The sequence below is a fragment of the Bradyrhizobium sp. 195 genome, assembly GCF_023101665.1.
Taxonomy (GTDB): Bacteria; Pseudomonadota; Alphaproteobacteria; order Rhizobiales; family Xanthobacteraceae; genus Bradyrhizobium.
This window is the reverse complement of the sequence record NZ_CP082161.1, coordinates 2,410,309-2,435,466: the sequence shown is the minus strand read 5'-3', so window position 1 is coordinate 2,435,466 and position 25,158 is coordinate 2,410,309. Positions and strand designations below refer to the sequence as shown.

Below are 25,158 nucleotides of genomic sequence, written 5' to 3'. Positions count from 1 at the left end.
CCGCTCAGTGGACCTGAAGCTCGGGCTGACGGCCCGTAGCGGAATCGGCACCCGCGCTGTTCTTGCGCGACTGGTAGAACTTCAGAACGCTGCGCGAGGTCTCGATCTTGAGCCGGCCGAAATCGCGCTCGTTGTCGTGGAGCTCACGCGCCGTGATCAGATGATCCTTGGCGCCGAGGAACAACAACGACATGGTCGTGTCCCAGGAGAAGTCGAGCGCCTTGCACAGCACCAGAATCATCTCGCGGTTGCGGTCCATCATCGCGCGCTCGATCACGTCGACCGGCAGCGACGAGAGCAGCGACAGGCCGATCTGCACCTCGTCGAAGCGATGCTGGCGCGCATAGTTCGAGATCGAATCCTGATTGAGGTTGCCCTGGCGATACTGCGTCGTCACCACGCGCTTGGCGACGAAATAGCTGCGCGAGGACGGGCCGAACTTGGACTGGAGATCGCCGGTGACCTCGGTCACCGAGCTCTGGATCTGCGCCATCATTTCGGGCCGCTCGGTCTCGAGGCGGCGGCGGACGTCTTCCGACGCCTTCGAGATCAGCTGCTGGAAGATGTGGCGCGGCACGTCCTTGCGCAGGCCAAGCTGCTCGGCGAGGATCGAATCGCCCTCGGCGCGGCGGACCATGTGCAACAGGCCGGAGCCAGAGAAGCGCGCGCCCTCGTTCCTGGCCACCGATGTCACGACCTCCTGATCGCCGCGCTTGACCAGCACGTCGGTCACGGCCTCGCCGATCGACTTGCGCTGGGCGATCGCGAGCAGATGCGACTGTCCCTTGGTCATGGCGCTCTCGAGCAACATCTTCTCGTCGAGACGATTGGAGTCGCGCAGCACGGGGCCGGCGACCTCGATCTCGTCGTCGAGGGCGAGCTTTTCGATGACGTTCAGGGGAGCGTGATCGCACGCCGACATCAGCTCCGAGAGCTGCGCCCGCGCGGCGACCTCGATCTCTTCGGCGAGCCGACCGATGACCTCGCCGAACATGCTGATCTCGTCGTCGCTGTAGCGGCCGGTAATCAGAATGTCAGTCGCATGCCATAACGCCTTGGCCCGGCTTTCGTCGGTGCCGCGCGCGATCGCGTCGTCCAGATCCTGCAGAAGCGATTTCGCCCCGTTCATCTCGATTACCCCAGTTCTTGGCCGTTCTTACCGTTGCGCCTCGGTTGACGCGACGCCGAATTCCTCTGGAAACGACGCTAGAGATGAAACGCGAGAATTCAGTAAAATCGGCAAATCAGTTTTGCCGGGCAAAATTCATTCAAATGCGAGGGAATGCGTTAAGGGGCGCGAAAGGCGCTGCGCAGGAGGTGCGCTCCCTCTCCCGCTTGCGGGAGAGGGCTGGGGAGAGGGCTATCTCAATAGAGGGACTCCCTAAATGGAGAGAGCCCTCACCCGCGCCTTGGGCGCGACCTCTCCCGCAAGCGGGAGAAGTGAGCCCGCACGCGGCCCAATTCGCGCAAACCCAGCCTCACGGATTTTGCGGCGTCAGCACCAGCGGCGGCTTCGGCTTGGGCTTTGCGGGCGCAGGGCCCGGAGCAGGCTTGACGTCGATGGCCGGCGGCAGCGGCGCAAGCTGCTGGCTGGCAAGCGGCGGGCTCGGCGCGGCGGGAGCGGCCTGCGGGGCCTTCGGAGCCGGCGCGGCTTTCGGCTTTGCCGGCGCGCGGCGCGGATCCTGGCCCGGCAGCGGCACATTGGCCGGCGCCTGCTCGGGCGCTGTGTCCGGAGACACCAGCGTCGGCAGCGCCGCGGTCGCCGGTGGCGGCTCGCCGCGCTCGATGGCATCGAGCCGGCGCGTCTCGCGGTCGATCGTGCGCACCGCAAGCCACGAGGACAGCGGCGCGAGATCGATCGTGCGATTGAGCCTGTCGGGAGGTCCCGCCGCGAACAGCTGGATCTCCGGCGGGGCGCCGGAAAGGCCGGTCATGATCGGCGTCAGGCTGGCGCGGATGTCGGCCTGGTCGGCGGGAATGTCGTAGCCGCCGGAGACGATGGCGCGGGCGTTCTTCGCTTCCAGCGGAGTCGCGCCGACGCGCAGCCGTCCGTCGCGGATCGTGAACGGGATTTGCGCCGAGGCCACCGCGATCGGTGCGGCGGCGAGCGCGGGCTCGACGAGCTGCCGCAAGCGGTTGTCGTCGGCGACCTGGCCGCCGTCACTGGCGCGGATGGCGATCTCGAATGCGCGCGGATTGAGGCCGCTGATCTCCGCGGAGTCCAGCGTCACCGTGCCGTTGCCGGCGAGCGCGCCGGTGAGCGCCGCGACGCTGCGGCCCTGGCTGGTCAGCGCCATCTGCACCGAGACGCGCCCCTTCGGCAGCGCCAGATCGCGATAGCGCAGCGTCGCCGCATCGACATTGCCGAGCTCGATACGCGTATTCAACGCAAGACCACCCGCACCATTGCGCGCGTCAAAACTCGCCGACATCTCGCCGCCGCCAACGCCGCCTTTCAGCGCATCGAGCGCGAGCGACTGGCCGTCGCCGCGGATCGTGCCGCCGAAGGGGCGAAGCTCGATGCCGCCGGGCAACATCCCGCGCAACGCCTGGAACGCGATCCGGCCTCGCCAGCCCGTGATGAGCCCTGCGCTCAGCGGTTCGCCCGTATCATGCCCGGCCGCGCCGATCGCCATTGCGAGCGCCGGCGCAAGATCGAGCGTATCGAGACCGACTTCGCCGTCGACGCTCTTCTCCGGATCAAGCGTCACCGCCAGATGGCCGCGCAGATGCGAGCCGGCCGCATTGCCGTCGAGATCGTCGAAGGTCAGGCGATTGCCCGTCAGCCCGACGCGCGAGGACAGGCTGACGTTCCGCGCCGATTTGTCGGTCGGGCTGGTACCGAGCAGCGGCGCCAGATTGACGTTGCGCACTCGCAAATTCACGCTGCCTTTCGGCTCCGACAATTCGACGCTGCCCTGCGCATCGGCATCCAGACCGCCACCGCTGAGCTTTGCGTTCAATTGCAACGGCCGCCGCCATGCGCCGGTCAGCCTGCCCTCGAATTGCGAAGCGCCCTCGCCTGCGGCCACCACGCGATCGAGCCCGAGCAGCGCCAGCAGTGCGCCGGCCTGCGGCGTCGAGACCTTCGAATCCAGAGTGAAGTCGCTGCTGCGCAGCCGGTCGAGATCGATGCCGCCGATGGCGGCTGCTGGCATCTGCGCGGCCAGCGTCGCGGTCGCCTTGAGCTGCGGCGCGTCGAGGTCGAGCACGGCGCGGGCATTGCTGCGATCGGCATGCTCGGCATTCTTGTCGAGGCTGAGATCAAGCTTGAGGCGGGTCGTGCCCGGCAGTGCCGAGATGGCATCGAAGCGCGCGCGCACCGCGGGCGCAAACGGCTCGATCAGCGCGGTGAGCTCGCGCAGCGAATTGGCCGAGGATTTCAGCGCGAGCTTGCCGGTGGCTTTGGTGCGGTCGAAGCTGCCGCTCGCCTCGGTGGTCACGCCGCTGGCCTGGCCGAAGCGCAGCTGCTCCAACGACAGCGATGCGGGGCCGAAAGCGAGCTTCGCAGCGAACGGCCGCAGCTCCTGGCCGGCGGAGATCGCGCGGCCGATATCGAGCGAGAGTTTTGCCTCGTCCGGCCACTCGCCTTGCGGTCCCGCGAGCGCGCGCACGAAGCTTGCGGCGGCGTCGAGGTCGAGCCGGTCGGCCTTCAGCTCGGCGTCGATCCGCGAACCCTTGCTCGCGCCTGTCTGCACGAAGGCGATGCGCCCTTCGACGGCACCGCCTTCGATGTCGGCCTTGAGCCTGTCGATGGCGAGATGGTTGGCGGCGATCGTCACGTCGCCGGCCAGGCGCAGCGGCCGCGTGCTGCGGCGGTTGATCTCGCTGCGGCCCTGGAGCCAGGCCATCAGCGTATCCGGGTCGGACGATTCGACGCTGAGACGGCCGCTGAAACTGTCGGCGCCGGGCGTCGCGCCATTGAGCGAGAGCTGCGTCATGCCGGGTGCGCGCAGCTCGAGCCGCTGGAAGGTCCAGGATCGTCCGTCGGTTTGAAGCTCGGCGGAGATGTTCTGCAGTGGACGGCCGCCGAGCATGATCTGGTCGGAGTTGAACTCGATCTGCGCCGGGATCGGCGCCTGCGGAATTGCAGCGAGCCCTGCGCGCAGCGCCGGCAGGATGCGGAGCGGCTCGGCATCGCCCTTGGCCGTCAGCCTGTCGGCATCGACCTGGCGCGCCGACAGCACCGCGCGCAGCAGCGGCGAGGCACCGAATTTGAGGTCGCCGACACCGCCGAGCTTCAGCGCGGAGTCCTCAGTGCCGAAGCTCGCGTCGATCTGCTCGAATTTCGCGCCGGCCGGATCCGCCCTAAGCTTGGTCGTGAGCTTCCACGGCGTCGGCCCCGCCTCGCCGGCCTTCTTGACCGGCGGCACGGCCAGGGTCAGCGCGCCGTCGAATTTCGGCAGGCGGTTGTCGAAGGCGAGCACGCCTTCGAGATCGGCGAGGATGGCGCGCTCGCCCGGATCGATGTTGAGGTGCAGACGGGTGGCGTTGCCGTCGGCACTCGGGCCGGAGGAGACGCGGAACGGATAGCGCACCCCGGCGACGGTGAATCTGCCGTCGCCGCGCACCGAGCCCGCGAGCGAGCGGACGTCGCCGGAGAAGGCGATGTCGTTCAGCTCCAGCGTCGAGCGGCTGGCGGCATCGTGCAGGGCGATGCGGCCGGTGAGATTGAGCCGCTCGATGGCGAGGGATGCCAGATTGAAGGTGCCGCTCGCGGTGGAGGGCAAATCGACCCGTCCCCTCGCATCGAGGCCGAGATCGACCGCCATGCCGCCCACCGAAAGCTCAGTGGCGCGCCACTCGCCGCGCATTAGGGAGCTGAGGCTGAACTCGACGTCGAGCTTGTCGGCGCGCAGGCGGCCGAGATCGTTGTTGCCGCCGAAGGTGACAGAGCGCAGCCGCAGGGTCGGCGCCGGCAACAGCCGCGCGTCGAGCTCGCCCGCGACCCGCACCGGCACGCCGATGATCTTGCCAGCCTCCGCCTCGAACTGGGGCCTGAACTGGTTCCAGTCGACGTAGTAAGGCCCGATCAACGCGGCCAGCAGCGCAATGATGAAGGCAATCGCCAATCCGAGCAGCGTCGTCTGCACGGGTCTCCCCTCGGCCAAACCGGCAACCGGACCAAACCCTGGCCTTAGTGGACTTCAGGCGTGCCGGAACAGCCCCTTATATAGGGGGAAGTGTGGCGAAGTCACAGCGACTGTTGCGCGCGGAGGTTAACGCTGGGACGCCTTTACCAGCTCGCCGGCAGCCTCTTGAGGCCGCGCAGCACGAAGGTCGGCCGCCATTCCGGGTTTTCGACGTCGTCGATGCGCAAGTCGGGCAACCGCCGCAGCAGCGTGGCAATGGCGATCTCGGCCTCGATGCGCGCCAATTGGGCGCCGAGGCAGAAATGGATGCCGCCGCCGAACGACAGCGGCTTCACGTTCTGGCGGGTGACATCAAGCCGGTCCGGCCGATCGGGATAGACCGCCGGATCGCGGTTGGCCGAGCCGAGCAGGCACAGCACGGTCTCGCCCTTGGGGATCCTCTTGCCGCCGAGATCGTCGATATCCTCCAGCGCGACGCGTCCGGTCATCTGCACCGAGGAATCGTAGCGCAGGAATTCCTCGATCGCGCCTTCCATCAGCTCGGGCCGCGCCTTGAGCAGCGCAAGCTGGTCCGGATTGCGGTGAAGCGCCAGAAGGCCGTTGCCGATCAAGTTGACGGTGGTCTCGTGGCCGGCGCCGAACAGCAGGATGATGTTGGCGGTCAGCTCCTCGTTGGTGAGCTTGTTGCCGTCCTCCTCGGCCTGCACGAGCTGGGTGGTGAGATCGTCCCCGGGATTCCTGCGGCGCAGCTCGAACAGCTGTTGGAAATACATCTGCGCCATCAGGTTGCCCTCGTTGCCCTTCTTGATCTCCTCGGCTGACAAGGGCACGGGGTCGAGCAGCCGCCCGCCGTCGCGCGAGCTCTTGTAGAAGACCTCGCGATGATCTTCGGGGATGCCGAGCATCTCGCAGATGATGGTGACGGGCAGGCGGAAGGCGAAATCCTCGATCAGGTCCATGTGGCCGCGGTCGATCACGGCGTCGATGGCCTGGTCGACGATCTCCTGGATGCGCGGCCGCATGTCCTCGACGCGGCGGGCGGTGAAGGCCTTCACCACGAGGCCGCGCAGGCGGGTGTGGTCGGGCGGATCGGCCTGCAGCATCCAGTGGCTCATGCTGCGGAACACCGGCTCGTCCATGATCTTTTCGCTATAGCGGCGCTTGGAGCGTTCGACGAAATCCTTGCCGAAGCGCTTGTCGCGCATCACCAGGCTGACGTCGGCATGGCGGCTGGCAACGAACTGGCCGAACGGCGTCACATGGACCGGATCGATCGTGCGCAGCCGCTCATAGTGCGGATAGGGATCGCGGATGAAGTCCGGCGAGAGCGGGTTGAACAGCGGTGCGCCGCCGGCGCCTTGCACGTGCTCGTTCATGGTGACCTCAAATCGGTTGCCGCATGATACGAATACGCCGATCGCAGCCCCACTGCCCGGCGTAACCATCCCTGAATTTATCAACTCGATACATTATTGTATCGAGTTGCATTCTGCCTTAACCTCGTCCGATGTCAAGGGCGAGAACCAGGCCGACCAGGGACGACACGCGCGACAAGCTGTTCGAGGCGGCCGCGCGCGTGTTCGAGGAGGACGGCATCGGCGGCGCCAGCATCGAGGCGATCGCGGCGGCGGCAGGCTTCACCCGCGGCGCGTTCTATTCGAACTTCAGGAGCAAGGACGAGCTGATCATCGCCATGCTCGAGGACCATGTCGAGCAGTCGATCCGTCGCAACCTCGAGATCCTCGCCGAGCACGACAATCTCGATGATTTCATCGCGGCGCTGAAGACGATGGACCGCAGCCGGCAGGACCCGCTCGGCCGCTCGCCGCTGCTGCACATGGAGATGATCCTGTTCGTCGCGCGCGCCGAGAAGCGCCGCCCCGAACTTGCAAAACGCCTGCGCGCGCGGCGCAAGCTGGTGGCCGACATCGTCGAGGCGACCTTGAAGAGCAACGGCAAGAACGACAAGCTGAACCCGCCGTGGATGGCCTCAATCGTGCTCGCGCTCGAAGACGGCTTTCGCCTGCACCGGCTGATCGATCCGGAGACGACGCCGGCCGACAGTTTTCTGCGCGCGATCACGGATTTGCGGCGCAGGACGGGATTGGCGTCGGACTAGCGTCTTGTCTTCGTCAAGCGATCTCGGGGCGCATGATCGCAGCCAGTCCCAACGTTTTCTCTACTCCGTCCGTGCTTTGATCTCCGGCAAGGGCGCTTTGCGTTCAAAGGGCTTCTTTTTCGGCGGCGCGGGCAGCAACCCCTCTCTGATCGCCTGTTTCCTGGCAAGCTTGCGGGCGCGACGAATAGCATCGGATTTCTCGCGGGTCTTTCGCTCCGACGGCTTTTCATAGGAACGCCGTTGTTTCATTTCGCGGAAGACGCCCTCGCGCTGCATCTTCTTCTTGAGAACGCGGAGTGCCTGCTCAACATTGTTGTCTCTGACGAGTACTTGCAATTGATCCTCCGAGCTGGGGGCTGCGAATGCGACACGTCCTGCAGGGCAGCCAATTGCGCAGGAGCTTCATTGCGATGTTTGAGGATGGGTGCGGCGACACTCGTCGCGGCTTCGGACGAGCCGATCTGCTTGTCACAGCGATGCAGCTTGGCGGCGTGAACGTGACCACTGTCGTGCAGCGCTGTCAATCGCTAACGGCCCGCTTGCAGGTCGATGAACACAAAGCGTCTCGATCGGAACAGAAGAACTGCCTCGCAAGAGCCAGACTGGCTTAGCTCCTTGCAAAATCGTGAAAGTCATATATATTGAGCTGGTTCGATTAGCCGCTGTGCCTTGTTGAATGCGCCCGCGGGCTCCTTTTCCAGAGACATCGACGAAGTTGAAGATGGCCGCGTGATTGTCACGCGGGACGCGCTTGCGCGCTTTGGAGAAGAATATGACGACAGGTACTGTCAAGTGGTTCAATGGCCAAAAGGGCTTCGGTTTCATTCAGCCGGACGACGGTAGCAACGATGTGTTCGTTCACATCAGCGCCGTTGAAAGGGCCGGTCTTGCAGGTCTCGGAGAGGGCCAAAAGGTCAATTTCGAGATCAAGACCGATAAGATGCGAGGCAAGGTCAGCGCCGAGAACCTCTCGCTGGCTTGATATCGTGGCACCGTTTCACGGATGTACTGAAACGGTCGCCCTGCCCGCTCAATCCCAGGATTGAGCGGGTTTAATCGTTTTCGGAGCCGGGGGAACGATGAGCACCAAGAAGCCGGCAGAGCCGTCACCCGAAAGCGTCGCGCGGTCCGATCGCCGGCGCTTGGCCGCCGAAGACGGAGCGCAGGCATTGGCCGATGCCGAAAGGCAGGCCGTCGAGGTTCGCAAGAACATGGCGCGGCTCCGAGCGGCGCGCGAGGCCAAGGAAGCGGCTGACGAAGCTCTTCGACTCGCTTTGCCTACGCCGGCGCTCAAGAAGCGTTCACGGAAGCCGGCGCGATAGTCGTCTTCAGACTGCCGCCGAAATTTTGGGGGGCCGATCACATGCCGGAGAGTGCAGATCGTGCCTAGAATTAAACCAGATCACGGAACCATCACCTTTTTTCTCGCATCCGGTGCAGATCGGCAGATGTGCCGGCTTGCCACGACATTCAACACGCAGAAACAGGCCTTCAGCTATTTGCAGAAGCACCGAACCGAGTTCGAGCGCATGGCACGGGCGCGCCTTGCTTCAGGAGAGCTCGAAGACGGGATTGTCGTGCTTTCGATGCTCTAGCCGGAGCGAAGACGGACTATGCCGACTGCTTCACAGCAACCGCACCGACCGACTTGACATCAAGCCGCCCCAGCGTCGCCCTCGCCTGCTCGGCGCAGTGCTCGATCAGCCAGCGCTCAAAGGCGACGGGGGGAAGCGCGGGGGCGTAGAGGAAGCCTTGCACGACGTCGCAGCCGAGTTCGGCCAGCGTCTTGCGCTGGCCCTCGGTCTCGACGCCCTCGCCGACGACGTTCATGCCGAGGCCCTGGCCGACGCGCACCACGGCGGTGGCGATCGCGAGCGCGCCCGCGTCTTTCTCGATGTCGCGCATGAAACTGCGGTCGATCTTCAACTCGCGGATCGGCAGATGCGCGAGCCGGCTGAGGCTCGAATAGCCGGTGCCGAAATCGTCCACGGAGAGGCCGACGCCGAGTTCGCGGATCGCGTTCATCGTCTCCAGCGCCGCGACGCTGTCCTGCATGAACACGCCCTCGGTGATCTCCAGCATCAAAGCGTCCGCCGACAGATCGTATTCGGCGAGGATGTCCTTGAGCCGCGCGGCCAGGGTGACGTTACGGAAATTGATCGGCGACAGGTTCACCGAGACGCAGGGAATGTTGAACCCGGCGCGGCGCCAGCTCGCCATCTGGCGGCAGGCCTCGCGCACCGACCACAGGCCGATCTGCTCGATCAAGCCGCACTCCTCGGCAAGCGGGATGAACTTTGCCGGCGAGACGTCGCCGAGCACGGCATCACGCCAGCGCGACAGCGCCTCGACGCCGTGGATGGCGCCGTCGCAGCTGCGGATCTGCGGCTGGTAACTCAGGCTCAGCGCGCCTTCCGCGATGGCGCGGCGGAGCGCTGCGATCAGCGCCAGCCGCTGCTCGGTGAGTCCATTCATCTCGGCACTGAAGATGCGATGGGTCGAGCGTCCGGCCTGCTTGGCCATGTACATGGCGGCGTCGGCCTGCTGCATCAACGTGTCGATGTCGGTGGCATGGTCGGGATAGAGGCTGATGCCGATGCTGACCGACATCGGCATCAGCTTCGATCCGAGCCTCAAGGGTGCGGCCAGCGCTTCGGTGATTCCTGCCGCGACGCGCTCGGCACTCTCGGCGTTGCGTTGCGGCAGCAGAATGACAAACTCGTCGCCGCCGAGCCGTCCCAGCATATCTTCAGGGCCAATCCGCTCGCGCAGCCGTTGCGCGAGCTGGATCAGGAGCTCGTCGCCGGCGGCGTGACCCAGCGTGTCGTTGACGTCCTTGAAATGATCGACGTCGAGGAAGGCCAGCGCGACATGGCTGCCGGTCGGGCAGGCATCGATCGCGGTGGTGATGAGGTGCCGCAGCTGCGCGCGGTTCGGCAGGCCGGTGAGGATGTCGTGATAGGCGAGCCGCGCGATCTCGGCGCGCGCTTCCTTGCGCTCGATCGCGAAGGCGCCGAGATTGACGCAGGCCTCCACGATGCGCCGGTGCCAATTGCTCGGCGCGCGGGACTCCCGATAGTAGAAAGCGAACGTCGCGATGACCCGGCCGTCCTTGGCCTTGACCGGGGTCGACCAGCAAGCCCGCAGGCCGATCGACAGCGGCATGGCCTTGTAAGGCTGCCAGCGGGGATCGGTGTCGAGATCGGTTGCCAGCACCGGTTCGCCATAGAAGGCGGCGGTGCCGCAGGAGCCGACATTGGGGCCAATCGCAACACCGTCCAATGCGCGGGAATAATCCTCGGGCAGGCTGGGACCGCCGAGCGGGTGGATCAGGCCCGCGGCATCGACGTGAAGCAGCGAGCAGACCACGTCGGGCGCGATCTCCTCGACACGGCCACAGAGCCGGTCGGCGATCTCGCCGATCGGCACCTCGTCGGCGAGTGCGCCCATGATGAGCTGCTGGAGCGAGCGCAGCTGCTTGGTCTCGGTGATGTCGTCCAGCAGCGCGAAGATGTGCTTGACCCGGCCCTTCCTGTCGCGGAAGGCATCGATCCGGGCGCCAACCCAGATCTCCTCGCCGTCCTTGGTATAGATCAGGACCTCGGTCTCACCGCCCGGACCGCCCTTGACGAGACGCCGTCCGATCGTCGTCAGCGCTTTGCGGTTGGTGTGACGGCCGGCCAACAGATCGGTCGCCCGCCGCCCCTCAGCTTCCGCGGCGGAATAGCCGAACAGCGAGGTGAACGCTGCATTGGTGTAGCGGATGTCGAGCTCGGTGTCGGTGATGAGCACGGCGCGGTTGGTCTGATCCGAGACGGCGTCGAGCAGCGCGATCCGCGCGCGGCGTTCCGCTTCGGTGGTAACGTCGCGCGCGAACACGACGCGATGGGTCACACCGCCGCTTGCGAAAGACGAAAGCGAGACGGCCGCCCGAATCCGGCTGCCGTCGGGCCGTATGAGGCTGATCTCGTCGCGGCACTCTGCGATCGAATCGTCTTGAAGACACTTCAAGGTGAGAATGTCGACATCGCGGCCGAGCACGTTGGTGCGCGCAAGCTTCCAGATCCGCTCGGCACCGGCGTTGAAATGCGTGACGCGCCGCGCGCTGTCGACAATGACAATGGCGTCGTCGACGCGTTCCAGGGCGGCCAACAGCACGTCCGGCATTTCCGTTACAGCACAATCGGAGGCAGACATGGTTGGACCGGAGACATCGGGAAGTTGCGGCAATCCGCCGACGCTAGCGCTGCGATGGTGTCCAAGACGTTTTTGCAGACCCACCACACCCCGCCAAGACGCAACATACTTAACGGTCTGCGACAAAGGCGACGGTAAGTTAGCGCGTACGGAACCTTTCGGCGCCAGTTTCGCCCCGAACTCGTTCAGCCGCGCTCCCACACCGGCAATCCCGCCACAGCGCGCGGTCGACAGCTTCTACGTACGGTCACGGCGCTGAAAGCTACCGGGGGTGTCCTCATATGCGCGAGACGTTCGCTCCGCATGGTTCCCCACTTTCCAGATTTTCCCACCGTTTAGTTGGAGTATGATCCGGTGGTTACCAGGTTAACTTTGAGGGAGGGAATTATGACGAACTTGGCCTCCTCGACGAGCTTCGACGTCAAGGCCGGAATCATTGAAGCTTATGCTGCCTGGGATTCGGCATTCAACAAAGCCGACGCTAGAGCGGTTGCCACGGCGTACGTTTCGGACGCTAAAGTGCTGCCTCCAAACCATCAGGTCATATCGGGTCCAGCAGAAATCGAGAAATTCTTCGCCGGGCTTTTTTCGAGCGGATTCGTCGATCATAAGCTGACAATCATAGATGCGGGCGGAGACGACAAGATCGTCTACGGCACGGCGAGATGGAGCGCCAACGGCAAGGGAGCGGATGGGTCGCGCCAAGCTGCCGGCGGGATTGCTACGCACGTGTTTGAGCGTCAGGCGGACGGTTCGCTGAAGCTGAGGTTGCATACCTTCAACTAAGCTTGCCGTACGCGTCGCCTGACAGCTAGCGAGGAGGCGTCGCGTGAACATCGCGGAATGGCTTCGTGGTCTTGGGCTGGAGCGCTACTCCCAGGCCTTTCAGGATGCGGAAGTCACGCCTGAGGTCCTGCCAGAGCTGACCGAAGACGATCTGCGGGAACTTGGTCTGCCGCTCGGCCCGCGCAAGACCGTGCTGAAGGCGATCCACGCACTCGCGCTGCCGAGCGATCCCATACCTGTGGAGGTTCGTGCCTCGGCAGCACAGCCAATACTGCCACTGCCGTCGGAAGCAGACCGGCGGCAGCTCACAGTCATGTTTGTCGATCTGGTCGGATCGACTGCGCTCGCCTCGGGACGTGACCCCGAGGAAGTGCGGGACCTGATACAGGCCTACCACAACACCGTAGCGAGCGAGATCACCCGGTTCGAGGGACACGTTGCCAAATTTCTCGGCGACGGGGTTCTCGCTTACTTCGGCTGGCCGCGGGCGCATGAAGATGAGGCGGAGCGTGCAGTTCGCGCCGGGCTTCGGATATCCAAGGCAGTCGCGGCGCTTACCGGGCCGACCGGTGCAGCCCTTGCCGCTCGCGTCGGCATCGCAACCGGTCTGGTTGTCGTCGGCGAACTGATTGGCGAGGGAGAAGCCCGCGAGCGGTCGGTCATTGGAGAGACCCCGAATCTGGCGGCCCGCTTGCAAGGGCTCGCCGAACCCGGCGGCGTTCTCATCGCCGATTCAACGCACCGCCTGATCGGCGAGGCCTTCATATACCAGGACCTGGGGACAGTGCCTCTCAAGGGTTTCCCGGGGCCGGCGCAGGTGTGGCTCGTCACCGGCGAGGGCGCAGCAGAGAGTCGATTTGACGCCCAGCACGGGATGTCGACGACCGCGCTTGTCGGGCGCGACCAGGAACTTGCTCTTCTCCTGGACCGCTGGGAACAGGCGAAAGGGCAAGAAGGACAGATCGTCCTGCTCGGCGGCGAACCCGGCATCGGCAAATCCCACCTCGTGCGAGCGCTGCGCGACCGGCTCGCAGGCGTGCCGCACACGCGCCTCAGCCATTTCTGTTCGCCATTCCACACCAACAGCGCCCTGTATCCAATCGTAGGGCTCCTTGAACGGGCAGCGGGAATACGGCGGGAGGACCCTTCCGAAGAACAGCTCGATAACCTTGAGGCGATGCTCACGCTTGCGACGGACGACGTACGTGGCAGTGCGCCCGTTCTCGCGGATCTGTTGGCCATCCCGACGGGTAAGCGCTACTCTCCGCTGGAGCTAAGTCCACACCAAAAGAAAGAGCGAACGTTCCAGGCCCTGTTGGAGCAGATAAAGGGCTTAGCGGCAAAGCAACCGGTTCTTGCCATTTACGAGGACGTCCACTGGGCCGATCCCACCACGCTCGAACTCCTTGATCGGGCCGTTGACGAGGTGCAGCGTCACTCGATCCTGATGGTCGTTACTTTCCGATCGGAATTCGTTCCGCGCTGGACCGCGCATGGACATGTGGCAGCAATCTTTTTGAGCCGGCTGGGCCGCAGGCAAGGTGCGGCCGTGGTCGACCGGATAACCGGCGGCAAACTGCTTCCGCAGGAGGTGCTCGAGCAGATCTTGGCCAAGACGGACGGTGTGCCGTTGTTCGTCGAGGAGCTCACCAAGACCGTCCTCGAATCCGGGCTGCTTAAGGATCGGGGGAGTTGCTACGAGCTTATCGGTCCGTTGCCCCCGCTCGCGATCCCGACAACGCTCCAAGATTCGTTGATGGCGCGTCTTGATCGGTTGGCACCCGTCAAGGAGGTCGCCCAGATCGCGGCATGCATTGGGCGTGAGTTTGGGCACAACCTGCTGAAGGCAGTAACACCGCTCGATGAAGATGCCCTCCAGCGCGCGATCAATGAACTGCTGGAGGCGGAACTCATCTTCCGGCGTGGAGTGCCTCCGGATATCAGCTACAGCTTCAAACATGCGCTGGTCCAGGACATCGCGCACGAGAGCCTCTTGAAGAGCAAGCGACAGCAGATCCACACTCGGATCGCCGCAGCTCTAAAAGAACATTATCCTGCCCGCGCGGAGATGGAGCCGGAGACGATAGCTTTGCATCTCGCGGAGGCCGGACTTGTGGCCAACGCGGTCGGCTATTGGCTGCAGGCCGGTCGAAATGCCGCCGGGCGTTCCGCCAATCTCGAAGCAATCACTCACCTCACGAGGGGGCTGCAGGCGCTCAACGCCTGTCCAGAAGGGCCGGAGCGGGATCGCCAGGAACTCGCGCTCCAGACCGCAATTGGAGGTCCGCTGATCGCCATTCACGGATACACGGCTCCTCAGCTTGGCACTGCGTTCAGCAGGGCGCATGCGCTCTGCTACGAGCTCGATGACACGGATGCGTTGTTCGCGACGCTTAGCGGCAAGTATATTTTTCATTTCGTGAGAGGCGACTACGGCGCCATGCAGAGGCTGGTTGCCGAGGCACGCCATGCCGCCGAGCGTACCGGGGACACGGCACTGGAATTGGGTGCGCATCGTTTGGCGGCTCTCACAGCCATGCACGCGGGCGACTTTCTTACGGCCCACTCCGAGTTCGAGGCGATCCTAAGCCGCTATGACCCGGACGCCCATCGGCCAGCGCCTGTGCACTATGTCCATGACCCGAAGGCCTCCGCGTTACCTTACCTGGCCATCGTGCTCTGGGTTCTTGGCTATCCCGATCAGGCCCAGGGAACCAGCCGCGCGGCGTTTGAATACGCCGCGGAGCTGAATCAGACGAACCTTACCGCCCACGTCGCGGTCTATGGCGGAGCAGGACCTGCCGAGCTGATGGGTGACGTGGCAGCCGCGCATGCGCACGCTGACGCCATCATCAACCTCGCCGATCAGCACAGCTTGAACTACTGGCGGTTGAGCGGCCTCATCCTTCGGGGTTGGGCCATGGCGCAGGAAGGTGACCCGGAGGGCGGCCTGGCGCTCATGCGCCAGGGTTTGAATGATCGGGCCGGGCTCGGAGCCAGTTGGTACCAAGTCCGCTATTTGTGCATGCTGGCATCGGCCTATTTGCAACTTGGCGATGGCGAGAAAGGGCTCATTGCGCTGGCAGAGGCAAAGGATCTCGCCGCGCGCAATGGCGAACATATGTGGGAGGCAGAAGTTGCACGCATCGGCGGCGAACTGCAGCGCATTCGTGGAGCTCCGGCGGATGAGGTCGAGGCCTGTCTGCAAACTGCACTTGATGTGGCACGCAGGCAAGCCGCGAAGTCGTTCGAACTGCGTGCAGCCATGAGTCTGGCTCGGCTCTGGCGCGACGAAGGCAGGCTTATCGAAGCGCGAGCCCTCCTTGCCTCAACGTACGGATGGTTCACGGAAGGCTTCGAGACGTCCGATCTGCTTGCCGCCAAGGCACTCACCGCAGAATTGGCCGAGCACTAGGGCTTATCCGGCGCTGGTACCCGCCTGGAGCTCGTGCAGCCGGCCGGCCACAGCCCGCACCTTGCGCGGCGCAGCCTGCCAGATCGAGAGCGCCGACAATCCGCTCACGACCATCGCGATACCAAAGGCGAGCGTATAGTCGCCGGCGCGATCGTAGAGGAAGCCGGTCATCCAGGGACCAGCGGCACCGCCCGCCAGCGCCGCCAGCATGATCGTTCCGAAAATGCTGCCCTGGTGCCTGCCCTGGAAAATCTCGAACACCACCGCGCCCATGATCGAGGTGAGGCCATAGCCGAGCGCGCCTTGCGCGAACACCATCACATAGACAAGCCACAGCGACGGCTGGAACTTCAGTGCCATCAGCGCCGCAAAGCAGATCGCAAAGCCCGCGCAGCTGATCGCCCACACCCATTCCCGCCCGATCCGGTCGGAGACGTGGCCGAGCAGGATCTGGCCGGGAATGCCGAGCAGGCTGACGATGCCGAGCGCCCACACCGCGACGCCGGAGCTGAAGCCGATGTCGAGCAGGAATTTGGTCTGGTGCACCTGCACCGCATACCAGATGTACAGACCGCAGAAATAGCCGAGTGCGATCCACCAGAACCGCGCGGTTGCGACGGCGCGCTTCAGAGTCCAGTCGATATTGACCCAAACGGGATCGACAATGTTGGAGATCGGTTGGGCGCCGCCAACAGTCGGGGCGGCATCGCCATCGGGTTCGAGGCCGACGTCCTGCGGGCGCTTGTGCAGCAACAAATTGATCGGCGCCAGCACGATCAGGACGAGCAGTCCCATCGCGGTGCAGGCCGTGCGCCAGCCGGTCTGTTCGATCATGTGCTGCACCCAGGGCAGCAGCGTCACCGAGCCGATGCCGACGCCCGCAAAGGCGATGCCGATGGCGAAGCCGCGCTTGCGAATGAACCAGTTCGGCAGGAACAGCGACTGGCCGGAATAGCCAAGACACACCGAGCCGGCGCCGACCATGACGCCGATGGTGACATAGAGATGCCAGGGCGTGCTGGTGAGCGGCGCAAGCAGCAACCCGCCGCCCATCAGCACGACACCGAGCTCCATCACAGCGCGCGGCCCGGCGCGGTCCATCAGGCGGCCGATCAGCGGACTGACCACACCCGACACCACGAAGCCGAAGGAGAAGGCGCCGGCGGTGACGCCACGCTCCCAGCCGAATTCGGAGATGATGGGAGGAAAGAACAGTGAAAAGGCGGTACGCGCGTTGACGCCGATGGCCATGGTGACGAAGGTCACGACGACCACGACCCAGCCGTAGAAGAACGGAAGCCGCATGTTTTTGCTTATTTCATCCCTAGACGGTCTTTCCGACCATCTGAGGGTGTCCGGGTCAAGGGCTTTTCGCGCATGCCACTTGAGCGCGATGCTTCAGCCCGCCCTCAGGCGGCGTCGCGGCGTGACGATTTGACGGGCGCATCGAACAGGATCCGCTCGATCGGCTGCGGACGGCCGAACAGATAACCTTGCGCGAAATTGACGCCGAGCGCCTTCAGCCGGTCGAACTCCTCGCGGGTTTCGACGCCCTCCGCGGTGACCGACATGTCCAGCCCCCGCGCCAGCGTCACGATCGCGGAGATGATGGCAGAGCTGCGAGGCTGATGTGTGAGGTTGCGGATGAACGACTTGTCGATCTTGATCTTGTCGAACGGGAACGCCGTCAAATAGCTGAGCGAGGAATAGCCGGTGCCGAAATCGTCAAGCGCCAGCTCGATGCCGAGCTGCTTCAACCGCTGCATGAAGGCGTGGTTCTCGCTGCCGCGCTCCAGCAGCACGGATTCCGTGATCTCGATCTCCAGCCGCTGGGGCGGCAGACCGGAATCGGCGAGCGCCGCACAAATCATTTCGAATAGCTCGGCTTCCTTGAACTGGATCGGCGACAGGTTGACGGCGACCGCGAGGCCGGCGGGCCAGCCGGCCGCGTCCGCGCAGGCGCGCCGCAGCACGAACTCCCCGAGCGGCACGATCAGCCCGGTCTCCTCCGCAAGCGAAATGAACTGGTCCGGCGGAATCAGGCCGCGTGTCGGATGCCGCCAGCGCACCAGCGCCTCAAAGCCGCGCCGCTCGCCGCTGAGGGCGTCGACGAACGGCTGGTAATGCACCTCCAGCTGGCAGCGCGCGATGGCGTCGCGCAGATCGCCTTCCAGCGTGTTGCGGGCCTCCAGCTCGGCCGACATCGCCTCGTCGTAGATGGTGAAGCAGTTGCGGCCCGCCGATTTCGAACGATAGAGCGCAAGGTCCGCCTTCTTCAGGAGCTGCTCCTGGTCGCGGCCGTGATCCGGCGCGACGGCGATGCCGATGCTGGTGCCGATCTCGACGCGGTGACCGGGCAGGAGGAACGGTTCGGTCAAGAGCTTGGCGATCCGCGCCGCCAGCTCGGTCGAGCAGGCGCGCTGGTCCTGGCACCGCTCCTGGATGATGGCGAATTCGTCGCCGCCGAGCCGTGCCAGCACGTCGCTGGCGCCCACCGCCGATTTCAGCCGCTGCGCCACCTGGCGCAGCAGCGCATCGCCGGCGCCGTGACCGAGGGAGTCGTTGACGTTCTTGAAGCGGTCGAGGTCGAGCATCAGGATCGAGAAGGTCGACCCGCCGTCCTCCAGCCGGCCATTGAGCTCGTCGAGCCGGGCGAGGAAGAAGGCGCGGTTCGGCAGGCCGGTCAGGATGTCGGTCTGGGCGAGCTCGAGCACCCGCCGGTTAGCCAGCGACAGCCGCCGCGAATTGCGGCTCGCGAGCATGAGATAGGTCGACAGCGACAGCGTCAGCAGCATGCCGACGATCAGCACCGCGCCCGCGCGATCATAAGTCGTCTCCAGGGGGCCGCCGGCAGTTGGCACCGCCCGCACCTGCCAATCGGTATCGCCGATCTTGAGACTTCCCGACCAGTGCAGCGCCCGCGCGACGTCCCGCATCGACTGCGGCGCCGTGGCCGCCGACGAATAGTCCGGCAGCATCTGCTCCAGGCTGACGATCTGCGCGGTGAAGGGCGGATAGACGTTCATGCTGACCGCGGGGCTCGCTCCGGTGGTCACGCGAATGGTCTGGATCAGCAGCGGCAGGTCGAAGACGCCGACCACGAAGCCCGCGAGATTGCGGCGCCGGTCCGCGTCCGTCTCGCGCGACGTTCCCTTGGCGTAGACGGGAACGGCAACAAGGACATCGGGCAACCGGCCCCCTTCCCTCGGCTCGAACAGCCGCGTGCGAATGGCTGCGACCTTGTCGTTGTCGCGTGCACGCTCCAGAAACGCGCGGCGCTCCGGAACGGTGGCGTAATCCATGCCATAGACCGCCGAGGTCTTCGGCTGCGTCGAGTAGAACACCGGAAAATATTCATCGCTCTGCGGCGCAGTCGCGAAGCTCTCGCCCTGGAGCGACTTGATGCGATAGCCTGAAACGCCGTCCGTGATCGCCGCGGCCTCGTATTCGGAGCGCTCCTTGCGGTTGACACGCGGCAGCCAGGCGATGCGCAGCATGCCCGGATGGCGCTCGAACAGGCGGGCGCTGAAGGTCTCGAATTCACTACGGGTGACTTCGTCGTTGGTCGATTCGAACAGCGTGCGCAGCGCGATGAGTCTGGAGATGTATTCGCCCATGCCGTTCTGCATGACGATCGCTTCGGTTTCGGCCGCGTTCTCGAACTCGATCCTGTTGACGCGATCTTCCCACCGCGCCACGGCGGCCGCGCCCACGAGCGAGAACAGAAGACCGACGCCGGCCGCGACGAGCGCAGGGCGATAGAGTCCGAGCAGCGGCGCGGCACGCCACCATCCGGTCATGCGCCTCCGATCCTGATCGTTCTGGTCGCGATCGCCCATCCTGAAGCCGCCGTCCCCCATCTGCGACGAGCCGAACCTCTGGTTGAAGCACCGGCGCTGCTATCGGAACAAGACCGCGGTTAAGAACTGCACAATTTCGGAACCGGATCCGTTATGCAACGCGTGAATTAGTTAACGAAGTCCGTGAATGACCCGGCATTGTGGAAACAACTTGCCGGTTTTGCCCGGAGTACTACGGGCGGCCGATACGCCGCCGGTTAGCGAGCTATTCAGGCTGCGGGAGATATCTTGCAGAGGTCTTCTTCCATCCCTCCGGCAAGACCTCCCCCGATGTATCGATTTCGATCGGCGACATCCGTCGTCCTGACCATCGTGCTCCTGGCCGCGACCATGCTTCCGGCGAAAGCCGATGAAGCCGGGGTCAGCGAGGATGCGATCCTGTTCGGCCAGGCCGCCGCGCTGGAAGGCCCCTCCTCCGCGCTCGGACAGCGCCTACGGCAAGGCATCATCGCAGCGTTCACCGAGATCAACGCCAAGGGCGGCGTTTACGGCCGCAAGCTCCAGCTCATCAGCCGCGATGACGGCTACGACCCCGATCGTTCGGTGGCCCAGACGCTGCACCTGATCGAGGACGACAAGGTGTTCGCGCTGATCGGCGCGGTCGGCACGCCGACCGCGATGGCGACAATTCCGATCACCAGCGCCAGGAACGTTCCCTTCATCGGCCCGTTGAGCGGCGCTGAATTCCTGCGCGACCTCGAACTTGCAAACGTCGTCAACATCCGCGCGAGCTATGGTGCGGAGGCCGAAGCGTGGATCAAGCACCTCACCGAGGATCGCCACTTCACCCGCATCGGCATCTTCTACCAGGACGATTCCTTCGGCCGCGACGGTCTGACCGGCGTGAAGCGCGCGCTCGCCAGGCGCGGCCTGGAGCTGGCCGCCGAAGGCACCTTCGAGCGCAACACCCGCGCGGTCACGGCTGCCTGGCGAATGATCAAGCGCGCCGAACCCGAGGCCATCGTCATGGTCGGGACCTATGGTCCCTGCGCGGAGTTCATCAAGCTCGCGCATCGCCGCGGCTTCTATCCGACTTTCGTCAACATCTCCTTCGTCGGCGCCAATGCGCTCGCCAGGGAGCTCGGCCCCGACGGCGAAGGCGTCATCGTCTCGCAGGTCGTGCCGTTTCCGTGGGATCGCTCGCTCAAGCTCGTCGCCGACTACCAGGCGGCCCAGAAGGCGTTCGATCCGACGCTGACACCGGACTTCGTGTCGCTGGAAGGCTATCTCTCCGGCCGCCTCGCGGCCGCGGCGCTGGAAAAGGCCGGGCCGAAACCAACGCGCGCAAGCCTTCTCCGCGCCATCAACGATGTCGGCCGCTTCGACATCAGCGGCAGCATCGTCAGCGTCGGCCTACGCATGCTCGACACGCCACCGAAGGTGTTTTTGACCGTGATCCAGAAGGACGGGACGTTCAGGGCGGTGGATCGGCTTTAGGGCCGCCGCGTCCAGCGCTCGGCGTTGACGGCTCCCGGCGGGACCTCGCCTTTGACGATCGCCTCGACCTGCCGCACGGTTTCCAGCGACTGATATTCGATCGCCTGCGGCGTCAGGCCTCCGACATGCGGAGTCGCGATGACGTTGGGCAGCTTCGCCAGCTCCGGCGTCGGCATCTGGTCGGGCGCGCGGCCGACGTCCATCGCGGCGCCGGCGATGCGGTTTTCGCGCAGCGCCTTCGCAAGCGCCGCTTCGTCGACAAGATTGCCGCGCGAGAGATTGATGAACACGCCATGCTTCTGCATCCGTGCCAGCGCAGCCTCGCCGATCAGGTTCTCGGTCTGCTCGTTGGCGATCGCAAGGCAGACGACATAGTCCGATGCGGCGAGCAGCTCGTCGAGACCGACCTGCCGGATCGCGGCATCGCTGACGACGGCGAAAGGATCTGAGACCAGCACCTCCATACGCAGCACTTTTGCGACCTCGGCGAGATAGCGGCCGATGCTGCCATAGCCGATGATGCCAATCTGGCTGCCGGCGAGCTGGCGGCCCATCCGCGCCTCCGCCTTGCGGCCGGCCTGGTAGTCGGCGGTGGACCGCGAGACGCCGCGGGAGAGATTGACCATGAAGCCGAGTGCGAGCTCGGCGACGGCCTGAACGAAGCCGGGCCCGGCGCGGGTCACGAGCACGCCGGCCGCTGAAGCCGCCTCGACGTTGACGTTACGGATATCGACAGCGCAGCGGACGAAGGCCCGCAGATGCGGCAGCTGCGCAAAGATCTCGCCGCGTCCTTCCGTCATGCGGTCGGCGACGATGATGTCGACGTCTTTCGCCGCGCGCACGAGGCCGGCGGCGTCAAGGGGCGCGCCGCCCTCGTGCAGGATCACCTCCGCGGCCGCGCGAAGGCCGTTCAGGCTGCGATCGCCGTAATAGTTCCGCCGCATCTCCGGCGTGTGAGCCAACAGAACCTTCACGGCAAAACTCCTTCAGTAGCCGAATGCCCGCGGCAGCGCGGTGCTCAGCCACGGCACGAAGGCGATGACGAGCAGGCAGAGGAACAACAGGCCGAGATAGCCCATGATCGGCTTCACCGTCTGCTCGATCGGCACGTTGCCGATCAGGCAGGCGCCGTAGAGCCCGAGCCCGAGCGGCGGCGCGAACAGGCCGATGCCCATGGCGATGACCAGGACGACGCCGAAATGCAAGGGATCGACGCCGAGCTGCACCGCGACCGGCAACAGCAGCGGCCCGAAGATGATCAGCGCGGCCGCGCCTTCCAGCACCGAGCCCATCACGATCAGCACGGCGATCGCCAAGAGAATGAACAGCCAGACGCCTGAGGTCTTTGACAATCCGAGCATGAAATCGCCGACCGCATGCGGCACCTGCTGCAAGGTCAGCGTGAACGCCAGCGACTGCGCGGCGGCGACGATGAACAGCACGAGACCTGCGCGCGTCGCGGCCTGCACGAAACTGTGCGCCGCCGACTTGAAGCTGAGCTCGCGAAACACCACGCTGCCGACGACGAGCGCATAGGCCACTGCGAAGGCGGAGATTTCGGTCGCGGTGGCAAAGCCACTCTTGAAGCCGAAGAAGATCATGAAGATCAGGCCGAACGAGGCGATCGCGCCGCTCCACAGGCCCGACACCGGCATCTGCGGCTCGACCTCCTCGACCTGCGCCGGCCGCTTGCCGAAGATGATAGACACCGCGATCAGGACGGCCGCCATCAGCGCCGACGGCAGCAGGCCTGCGACGAACAGGCCGCCGATCGACAGATTGGCCACAAACCCGAGGATGATCAGGTTGATGCAGGGCGGGATGGTCTCCGCCATCACCGCGGAGGCCGCCAGCAGCGCCACCGCGCCGCCCGGATTCTGCTTGGAGCGGCGCGCCGCCGGAATCAGCACCGAGCCGACCGCGGCGACATCGGCCATCTTCGAGCCCGAGATGCCGGAGAACAGCACCATGGAAGCGACCATCACGACGTTCAGCCCGCCGCGCATGCGCCCGACCGCGCGCTGCAACAGCTCGATCAGCCGCACCGACATGCCGTTGGCTTCCATGAGGTAGCCGACGAGGATGAAGAAGGGGATCGCGAGCAGCACGAAATTGTCGATGCCGCGCGCCATCTGCTGGGCGAAGATGACGCCGGGCAGCGCGCCTTCGACCCAGATGAAAACCAGCGCGGCGAGCGCCAGCGCAAAGCCGATCGGCAAGCCGCCGAACAGCGTTGCGAAGAAGCCGATCAGCATCAACGTGCCCGCCGACGGCACCGAGGACGGCGACAGATAATCCCAGGCGAGATAAAGGCCGGACACGACGACGATGGCGACGAGGCCCCTGACGATGTCAGGGAGCGGCCGCGCGCAGAGATAATCGATCGCGAACACCGTCATGAAGAGCGCGCCGACGCCCATCGGATAGAACGTCAGCTCCAGCGGCAGGCCGGATCCGGTGGTCTGGCCCGCCGTGAGCGAACCCAGCTTGATCGCATGGTAGGCGACATAGCCGGAGATCAGCACGACGAGCAGGGCGCTCGCGGCATCGACCAGCGCACGCAACCGCACCGGCAGCAGGTCGCGGAAGAAGGACACGCCGACATTCTCGCCGCGCGCGAGCGCACTCGCCGCCCCGAAGAAGGCCGATCCGACCATCAGCCCGCGCGCAACGTCATCGGACCATTCGACCGGCGCGTTGAAGAAGAAGCGCAACAGCACGGAGGCGCAGACCACCACGAGATCGGCGGCCAGCAGGATGGCCGCGATCGCGTCGCTGGCGCGCAGCAGCAGAGCGATGCTCCCGTGGCGGCCGCCCGAGACGGGCACGGCGGCTGTCATCGCCAGCTCAGATTTGGTCATCTCAGGCTTGCGTCGCGCGGATGATGTCGATGACGGCCTTCGATTCAGGCCGCGCCTTGATGAAGTTCTCGGTCTGCGGCGCCACGCGCTTCCTGAACGCCTCGCGGTCGCATTCGGCCACCGTCACGCCCTTCTCGGTCAAAGCCGCCAGCGCCTCTTTCTCGACCGCAAGTCCATGGGAGCGCGTGTCGGCCGCGGCCTTCTTGGCGGCATCGAGAAACCCCTCGCGCAGCTTCGGATCCATGCGATTGTAGGTCACGTCGCTGAAATAAATCGCGAGCGGCGAGAAATTATGCTGCGTCAGCGCGTAGAACTTCGACGTTTCGAAGAACTTGCTGGCCAGGATCGTCGGCGGATCGTGCTCGAGGCCGTCAAGCACGCCGGCCTGCAACGCGGTGTAGATCTCGCCGAACGCCAGCGGCGTCGCCGCGGCGCCCATCAGCCGCAGGCATTCGGTGATGACGGGGTTCGGCAGCGTCCTGATCTTGAGGCCGGCGAGATCCTCCGGCGTCTTCACCGGCTTCTTCGCCAGCACGCTGCGCGAGCCGAAATTATAGGCCCAGGCGATGATACGGATGTTGCCGCCCTTGAGCAGAGCGTCTTCGATCGGCTTTGCGGCGCCGGCATCGAAGGCCTTGGTCTGCTGCGGAAAGCTCGAGAACAGGAAGCCGAGGTCGAAGGTGCCGACCAGCGGCACTAGATTCGCCGAGATCGACGAGCCCGACACCATGAGGTCGATGACGCCGAGCTTCACCGAGTTGATGACGTCGATCTCCTGGCCGAGCTGGTTATCGGGAAAGAAGGCGACCTCGATCTGCTCACCAAGCCCGTTCGCCTTCAGGCTCTTGACGAGATTGTCGTAGTAGACGCGGCCGTTGGCGAATTTGGGATCGTTCGGCAGCGAGGACGAGCATTTCAGCTTCAACGTCGCGGCTTCGGCGCGGCCGATGATGGCGGGGGAGAGCACGAGACCGGCGGTGACCGCCGCCGATGACTTGATGAACGCGCGACGGTTCACGGGCACGATGGTCATGGTGCGGTCTCTCCCACATTGTCTTTTTTGTTCGCCGCGGTCGTTGCCGCAGCCTGTTGCGTGGACTGTATGGCCAAAGCGACGACGCAGGCAAGCGTGGCTCCATCGCCTTCGACATGCCGCGCGAGACGGGTAGGGGCGTCCGCAAGCACGGCGAAACGATCAGGATTCCTGCGGACTTACGACGAGGATCGGCCTGCGGCCACACCCGCGCAACGGGGCGGTCGCGCAGGATCGACATCAATCCAATTGGAGCATGGATCAATGCGCAATTCACATGGGTGAACCTAGAACGATGCCTTCCGGTCCCAGCAGAGACCCTGCCCCATTTTGCCGCACGACGAACGTGATCCAGTG

General features: G+C 64.9%; 17 protein-coding genes. 7 read left to right on the top strand and 10 right to left on the bottom strand.

Annotated elements, in window-relative coordinates; translation table 11 throughout:
• Positions 1 to 4: 4 nt before the first annotated feature.
• The 3 genes from IVB26_RS11245 to IVB26_RS11235 all read right to left on the bottom strand — a co-directional run bounded on the left by IVB26_RS11245 (position 5) and on the right by IVB26_RS11235 (position 6,469).
• Positions 5 to 1,129, bottom strand: coding sequence for a DUF2336 domain-containing protein (locus IVB26_RS11245; protein WP_246929990.1), 1,125 nt, complete (start codon positions 1,127 to 1,129; stop codon positions 5 to 7).
• 349 nt (positions 1,130 to 1,478) lie between these two features.
• Complete coding sequence (locus IVB26_RS11240) at positions 1,479 to 5,093, bottom strand: AsmA family protein (RefSeq protein ID WP_247971719.1); 3,615 nt, start codon at positions 5,091 to 5,093, stop codon at positions 1,479 to 1,481.
• Between the two features lie 143 nt (positions 5,094 to 5,236).
• Positions 5,237 to 6,469: a cytochrome P450 gene (locus tag IVB26_RS11235; protein WP_247971718.1), complete on the bottom strand. Its 1,233-nt coding sequence runs from the start codon at positions 6,467 to 6,469 to the stop codon at positions 5,237 to 5,239.
• A gap of 131 nt (positions 6,470 to 6,600) precedes the next feature.
• On the opposite strand from IVB26_RS11235, the gene IVB26_RS11230 reads away from it, so the two are divergent.
• Complete coding sequence (locus IVB26_RS11230) at positions 6,601 to 7,212, top strand: TetR/AcrR family transcriptional regulator (protein ID WP_247971717.1); 612 nt, start codon at positions 6,601 to 6,603, stop codon at positions 7,210 to 7,212.
• A 60-nt stretch (positions 7,213 to 7,272) separates the two neighbouring features.
• Here IVB26_RS11230 and rpsU read toward each other — a convergent pair whose 3' ends face one another.
• Positions 7,273 to 7,548, bottom strand: a complete 276-nt coding sequence (gene rpsU, locus IVB26_RS11225; RefSeq protein WP_247971716.1) for a 30S ribosomal protein S21 — start codon at positions 7,546 to 7,548, stop codon at positions 7,273 to 7,275.
• A 436-nt stretch (positions 7,549 to 7,984) separates the two neighbouring features.
• On the opposite strand from rpsU, the gene IVB26_RS11220 reads away from it, so the two are divergent.
• The 3 genes from IVB26_RS11220 (at position 7,985) to IVB26_RS11210 (ending at position 8,807) form a co-directional block, all read left to right on the top strand.
• Positions 7,985 to 8,194, top strand: coding sequence for a cold-shock protein (locus IVB26_RS11220; protein ID WP_247971715.1), 210 nt, complete (start codon positions 7,985 to 7,987; stop codon positions 8,192 to 8,194).
• 97 nt (positions 8,195 to 8,291) lie between these two features.
• On the top strand, positions 8,292 to 8,534 hold the full coding sequence (locus IVB26_RS11215; RefSeq protein ID WP_247971714.1) for a transcriptional regulator: 243 nt from the start codon (positions 8,292 to 8,294) through the stop codon (positions 8,532 to 8,534).
• Positions 8,535 to 8,585: 51 nt separating this feature from the next.
• Complete coding sequence (locus IVB26_RS11210; protein ID WP_247322401.1) at positions 8,586 to 8,807, top strand: hypothetical protein; 222 nt, start codon at positions 8,586 to 8,588, stop codon at positions 8,805 to 8,807.
• A 16-nt stretch (positions 8,808 to 8,823) separates the two neighbouring features.
• Here the strand turns inward: IVB26_RS11210 and IVB26_RS11205 are convergent, their stop codons facing one another.
• A complete protein-coding gene (locus IVB26_RS11205; protein ID WP_247971713.1) occupies positions 8,824 to 11,409 on the bottom strand; it encodes an EAL domain-containing protein in 2,586 nt (861 codons plus the stop codon).
• A gap of 387 nt (positions 11,410 to 11,796) precedes the next feature.
• Between IVB26_RS11205 and IVB26_RS11200 the strand changes: the two genes are divergently transcribed.
• Together IVB26_RS11200 and IVB26_RS11195 are read left to right on the top strand one after the other, a co-directional pair.
• The gene (locus tag IVB26_RS11200; protein ID WP_247971712.1) at positions 11,797 to 12,195 is read left to right on the top strand and encodes a YybH family protein; all 399 of its coding nucleotides are present in this window, start codon (positions 11,797 to 11,799) and stop codon (positions 12,193 to 12,195) included.
• A gap of 43 nt (positions 12,196 to 12,238) precedes the next feature.
• Entirely contained in the window at positions 12,239 to 15,610 is a 3,372-nt protein-coding gene (locus IVB26_RS11195; RefSeq protein WP_247971711.1) for an adenylate/guanylate cyclase domain-containing protein, read from the top strand.
• A gap of 3 nt (positions 15,611 to 15,613) precedes the next feature.
• Here the strand turns inward: IVB26_RS11195 and IVB26_RS11190 are convergent, their stop codons facing one another.
• Together IVB26_RS11190 and IVB26_RS11185 are read right to left on the bottom strand one after the other, a co-directional pair.
• On the bottom strand, positions 15,614 to 16,915 hold the full coding sequence (locus tag IVB26_RS11190) for an MFS transporter (protein WP_247971710.1): 1,302 nt from the start codon (positions 16,913 to 16,915) through the stop codon (positions 15,614 to 15,616).
• Between the two features lie 104 nt (positions 16,916 to 17,019).
• Positions 17,020 to 19,410, bottom strand: coding sequence for a bifunctional diguanylate cyclase/phosphodiesterase (locus tag IVB26_RS11185; RefSeq protein ID WP_247971709.1), 2,391 nt, complete (start codon positions 19,408 to 19,410; stop codon positions 17,020 to 17,022).
• Between the two features lie 330 nt (positions 19,411 to 19,740).
• On the opposite strand from IVB26_RS11185, the gene IVB26_RS11180 reads away from it, so the two are divergent.
• Entirely contained in the window at positions 19,741 to 20,907 is a 1,167-nt protein-coding gene (locus IVB26_RS11180; protein WP_247971708.1) for an ABC transporter substrate-binding protein, read from the top strand.
• Here the strand turns inward: IVB26_RS11180 and IVB26_RS11175 are convergent.
• From IVB26_RS11175 to IVB26_RS11165, 3 genes are read right to left on the bottom strand one after another with little or no spacing between them, the layout of a single operon-like run.
• Positions 20,904 to 21,881, bottom strand: coding sequence for an NAD(P)-dependent oxidoreductase (locus IVB26_RS11175; protein WP_247971707.1), 978 nt, complete (start codon positions 21,879 to 21,881; stop codon positions 20,904 to 20,906). The genes IVB26_RS11180 and IVB26_RS11175 overlap by 4 nt on opposite strands.
• A 12-nt stretch (positions 21,882 to 21,893) precedes the next feature.
• Positions 21,894 to 23,768, bottom strand: coding sequence for a TRAP transporter large permease (locus tag IVB26_RS11170; protein WP_247971706.1), 1,875 nt, complete (start codon positions 23,766 to 23,768; stop codon positions 21,894 to 21,896).
• A 1-nt stretch (position 23,769) separates the two neighbouring features.
• Positions 23,770 to 24,801: a TRAP transporter substrate-binding protein gene (locus IVB26_RS11165; protein WP_247971705.1), complete on the bottom strand. Its 1,032-nt coding sequence runs from the start codon at positions 24,799 to 24,801 to the stop codon at positions 23,770 to 23,772.
• Positions 24,802 to 25,158 lie beyond the last annotated feature (357 nt).

Excerpts from the sequence above, each read along its gene's own strand:
- IVB26_RS11190 (WP_247971710.1), bottom strand. The coding sequence starts at position 16,915 with ATGCGGCTTCCGTTCTTCTACGGCTGGGTCGTGGTCGTCGTGACCTTC.
- IVB26_RS11245 (WP_246929990.1), bottom strand. The coding sequence starts at position 1,129 with ATGAACGGGGCGAAATCGCTTCTGCAGGATCTGGACGACGCGATCGCG.
- IVB26_RS11165 (WP_247971705.1), bottom strand. The coding sequence starts at position 24,801 with ATGACCATCGTGCCCGTGAACCGTCGCGCGTTCATCAAGTCATCGGCG.
- IVB26_RS11200 (WP_247971712.1), top strand. The coding sequence starts at position 11,797 with ATGACGAACTTGGCCTCCTCGACGAGCTTCGACGTCAAGGCCGGAATC.
- IVB26_RS11185 (WP_247971709.1), bottom strand. The coding sequence starts at position 19,410 with ATGACCGGATGGTGGCGTGCCGCGCCGCTGCTCGGACTCTATCGCCCT.
- IVB26_RS11170 (WP_247971706.1), bottom strand. The coding sequence starts at position 23,768 with ATGACCAAATCTGAGCTGGCGATGACAGCCGCCGTGCCCGTCTCGGGC.
- IVB26_RS11235 (WP_247971718.1), bottom strand. The coding sequence starts at position 6,469 with ATGAACGAGCACGTGCAAGGCGCCGGCGGCGCACCGCTGTTCAACCCG.
- IVB26_RS11215 (WP_247971714.1), top strand. The coding sequence starts at position 8,292 with ATGAGCACCAAGAAGCCGGCAGAGCCGTCACCCGAAAGCGTCGCGCGG.
- IVB26_RS11205 (WP_247971713.1), bottom strand. The coding sequence starts at position 11,409 with ATGTCTGCCTCCGATTGTGCTGTAACGGAAATGCCGGACGTGCTGTTG.
- IVB26_RS11220 (WP_247971715.1), top strand. The coding sequence starts at position 7,985 with ATGACGACAGGTACTGTCAAGTGGTTCAATGGCCAAAAGGGCTTCGGT.
- IVB26_RS11230 (WP_247971717.1), top strand. The coding sequence starts at position 6,601 with ATGTCAAGGGCGAGAACCAGGCCGACCAGGGACGACACGCGCGACAAG.
- IVB26_RS11180 (WP_247971708.1), top strand. The coding sequence starts at position 19,741 with ATGTATCGATTTCGATCGGCGACATCCGTCGTCCTGACCATCGTGCTC.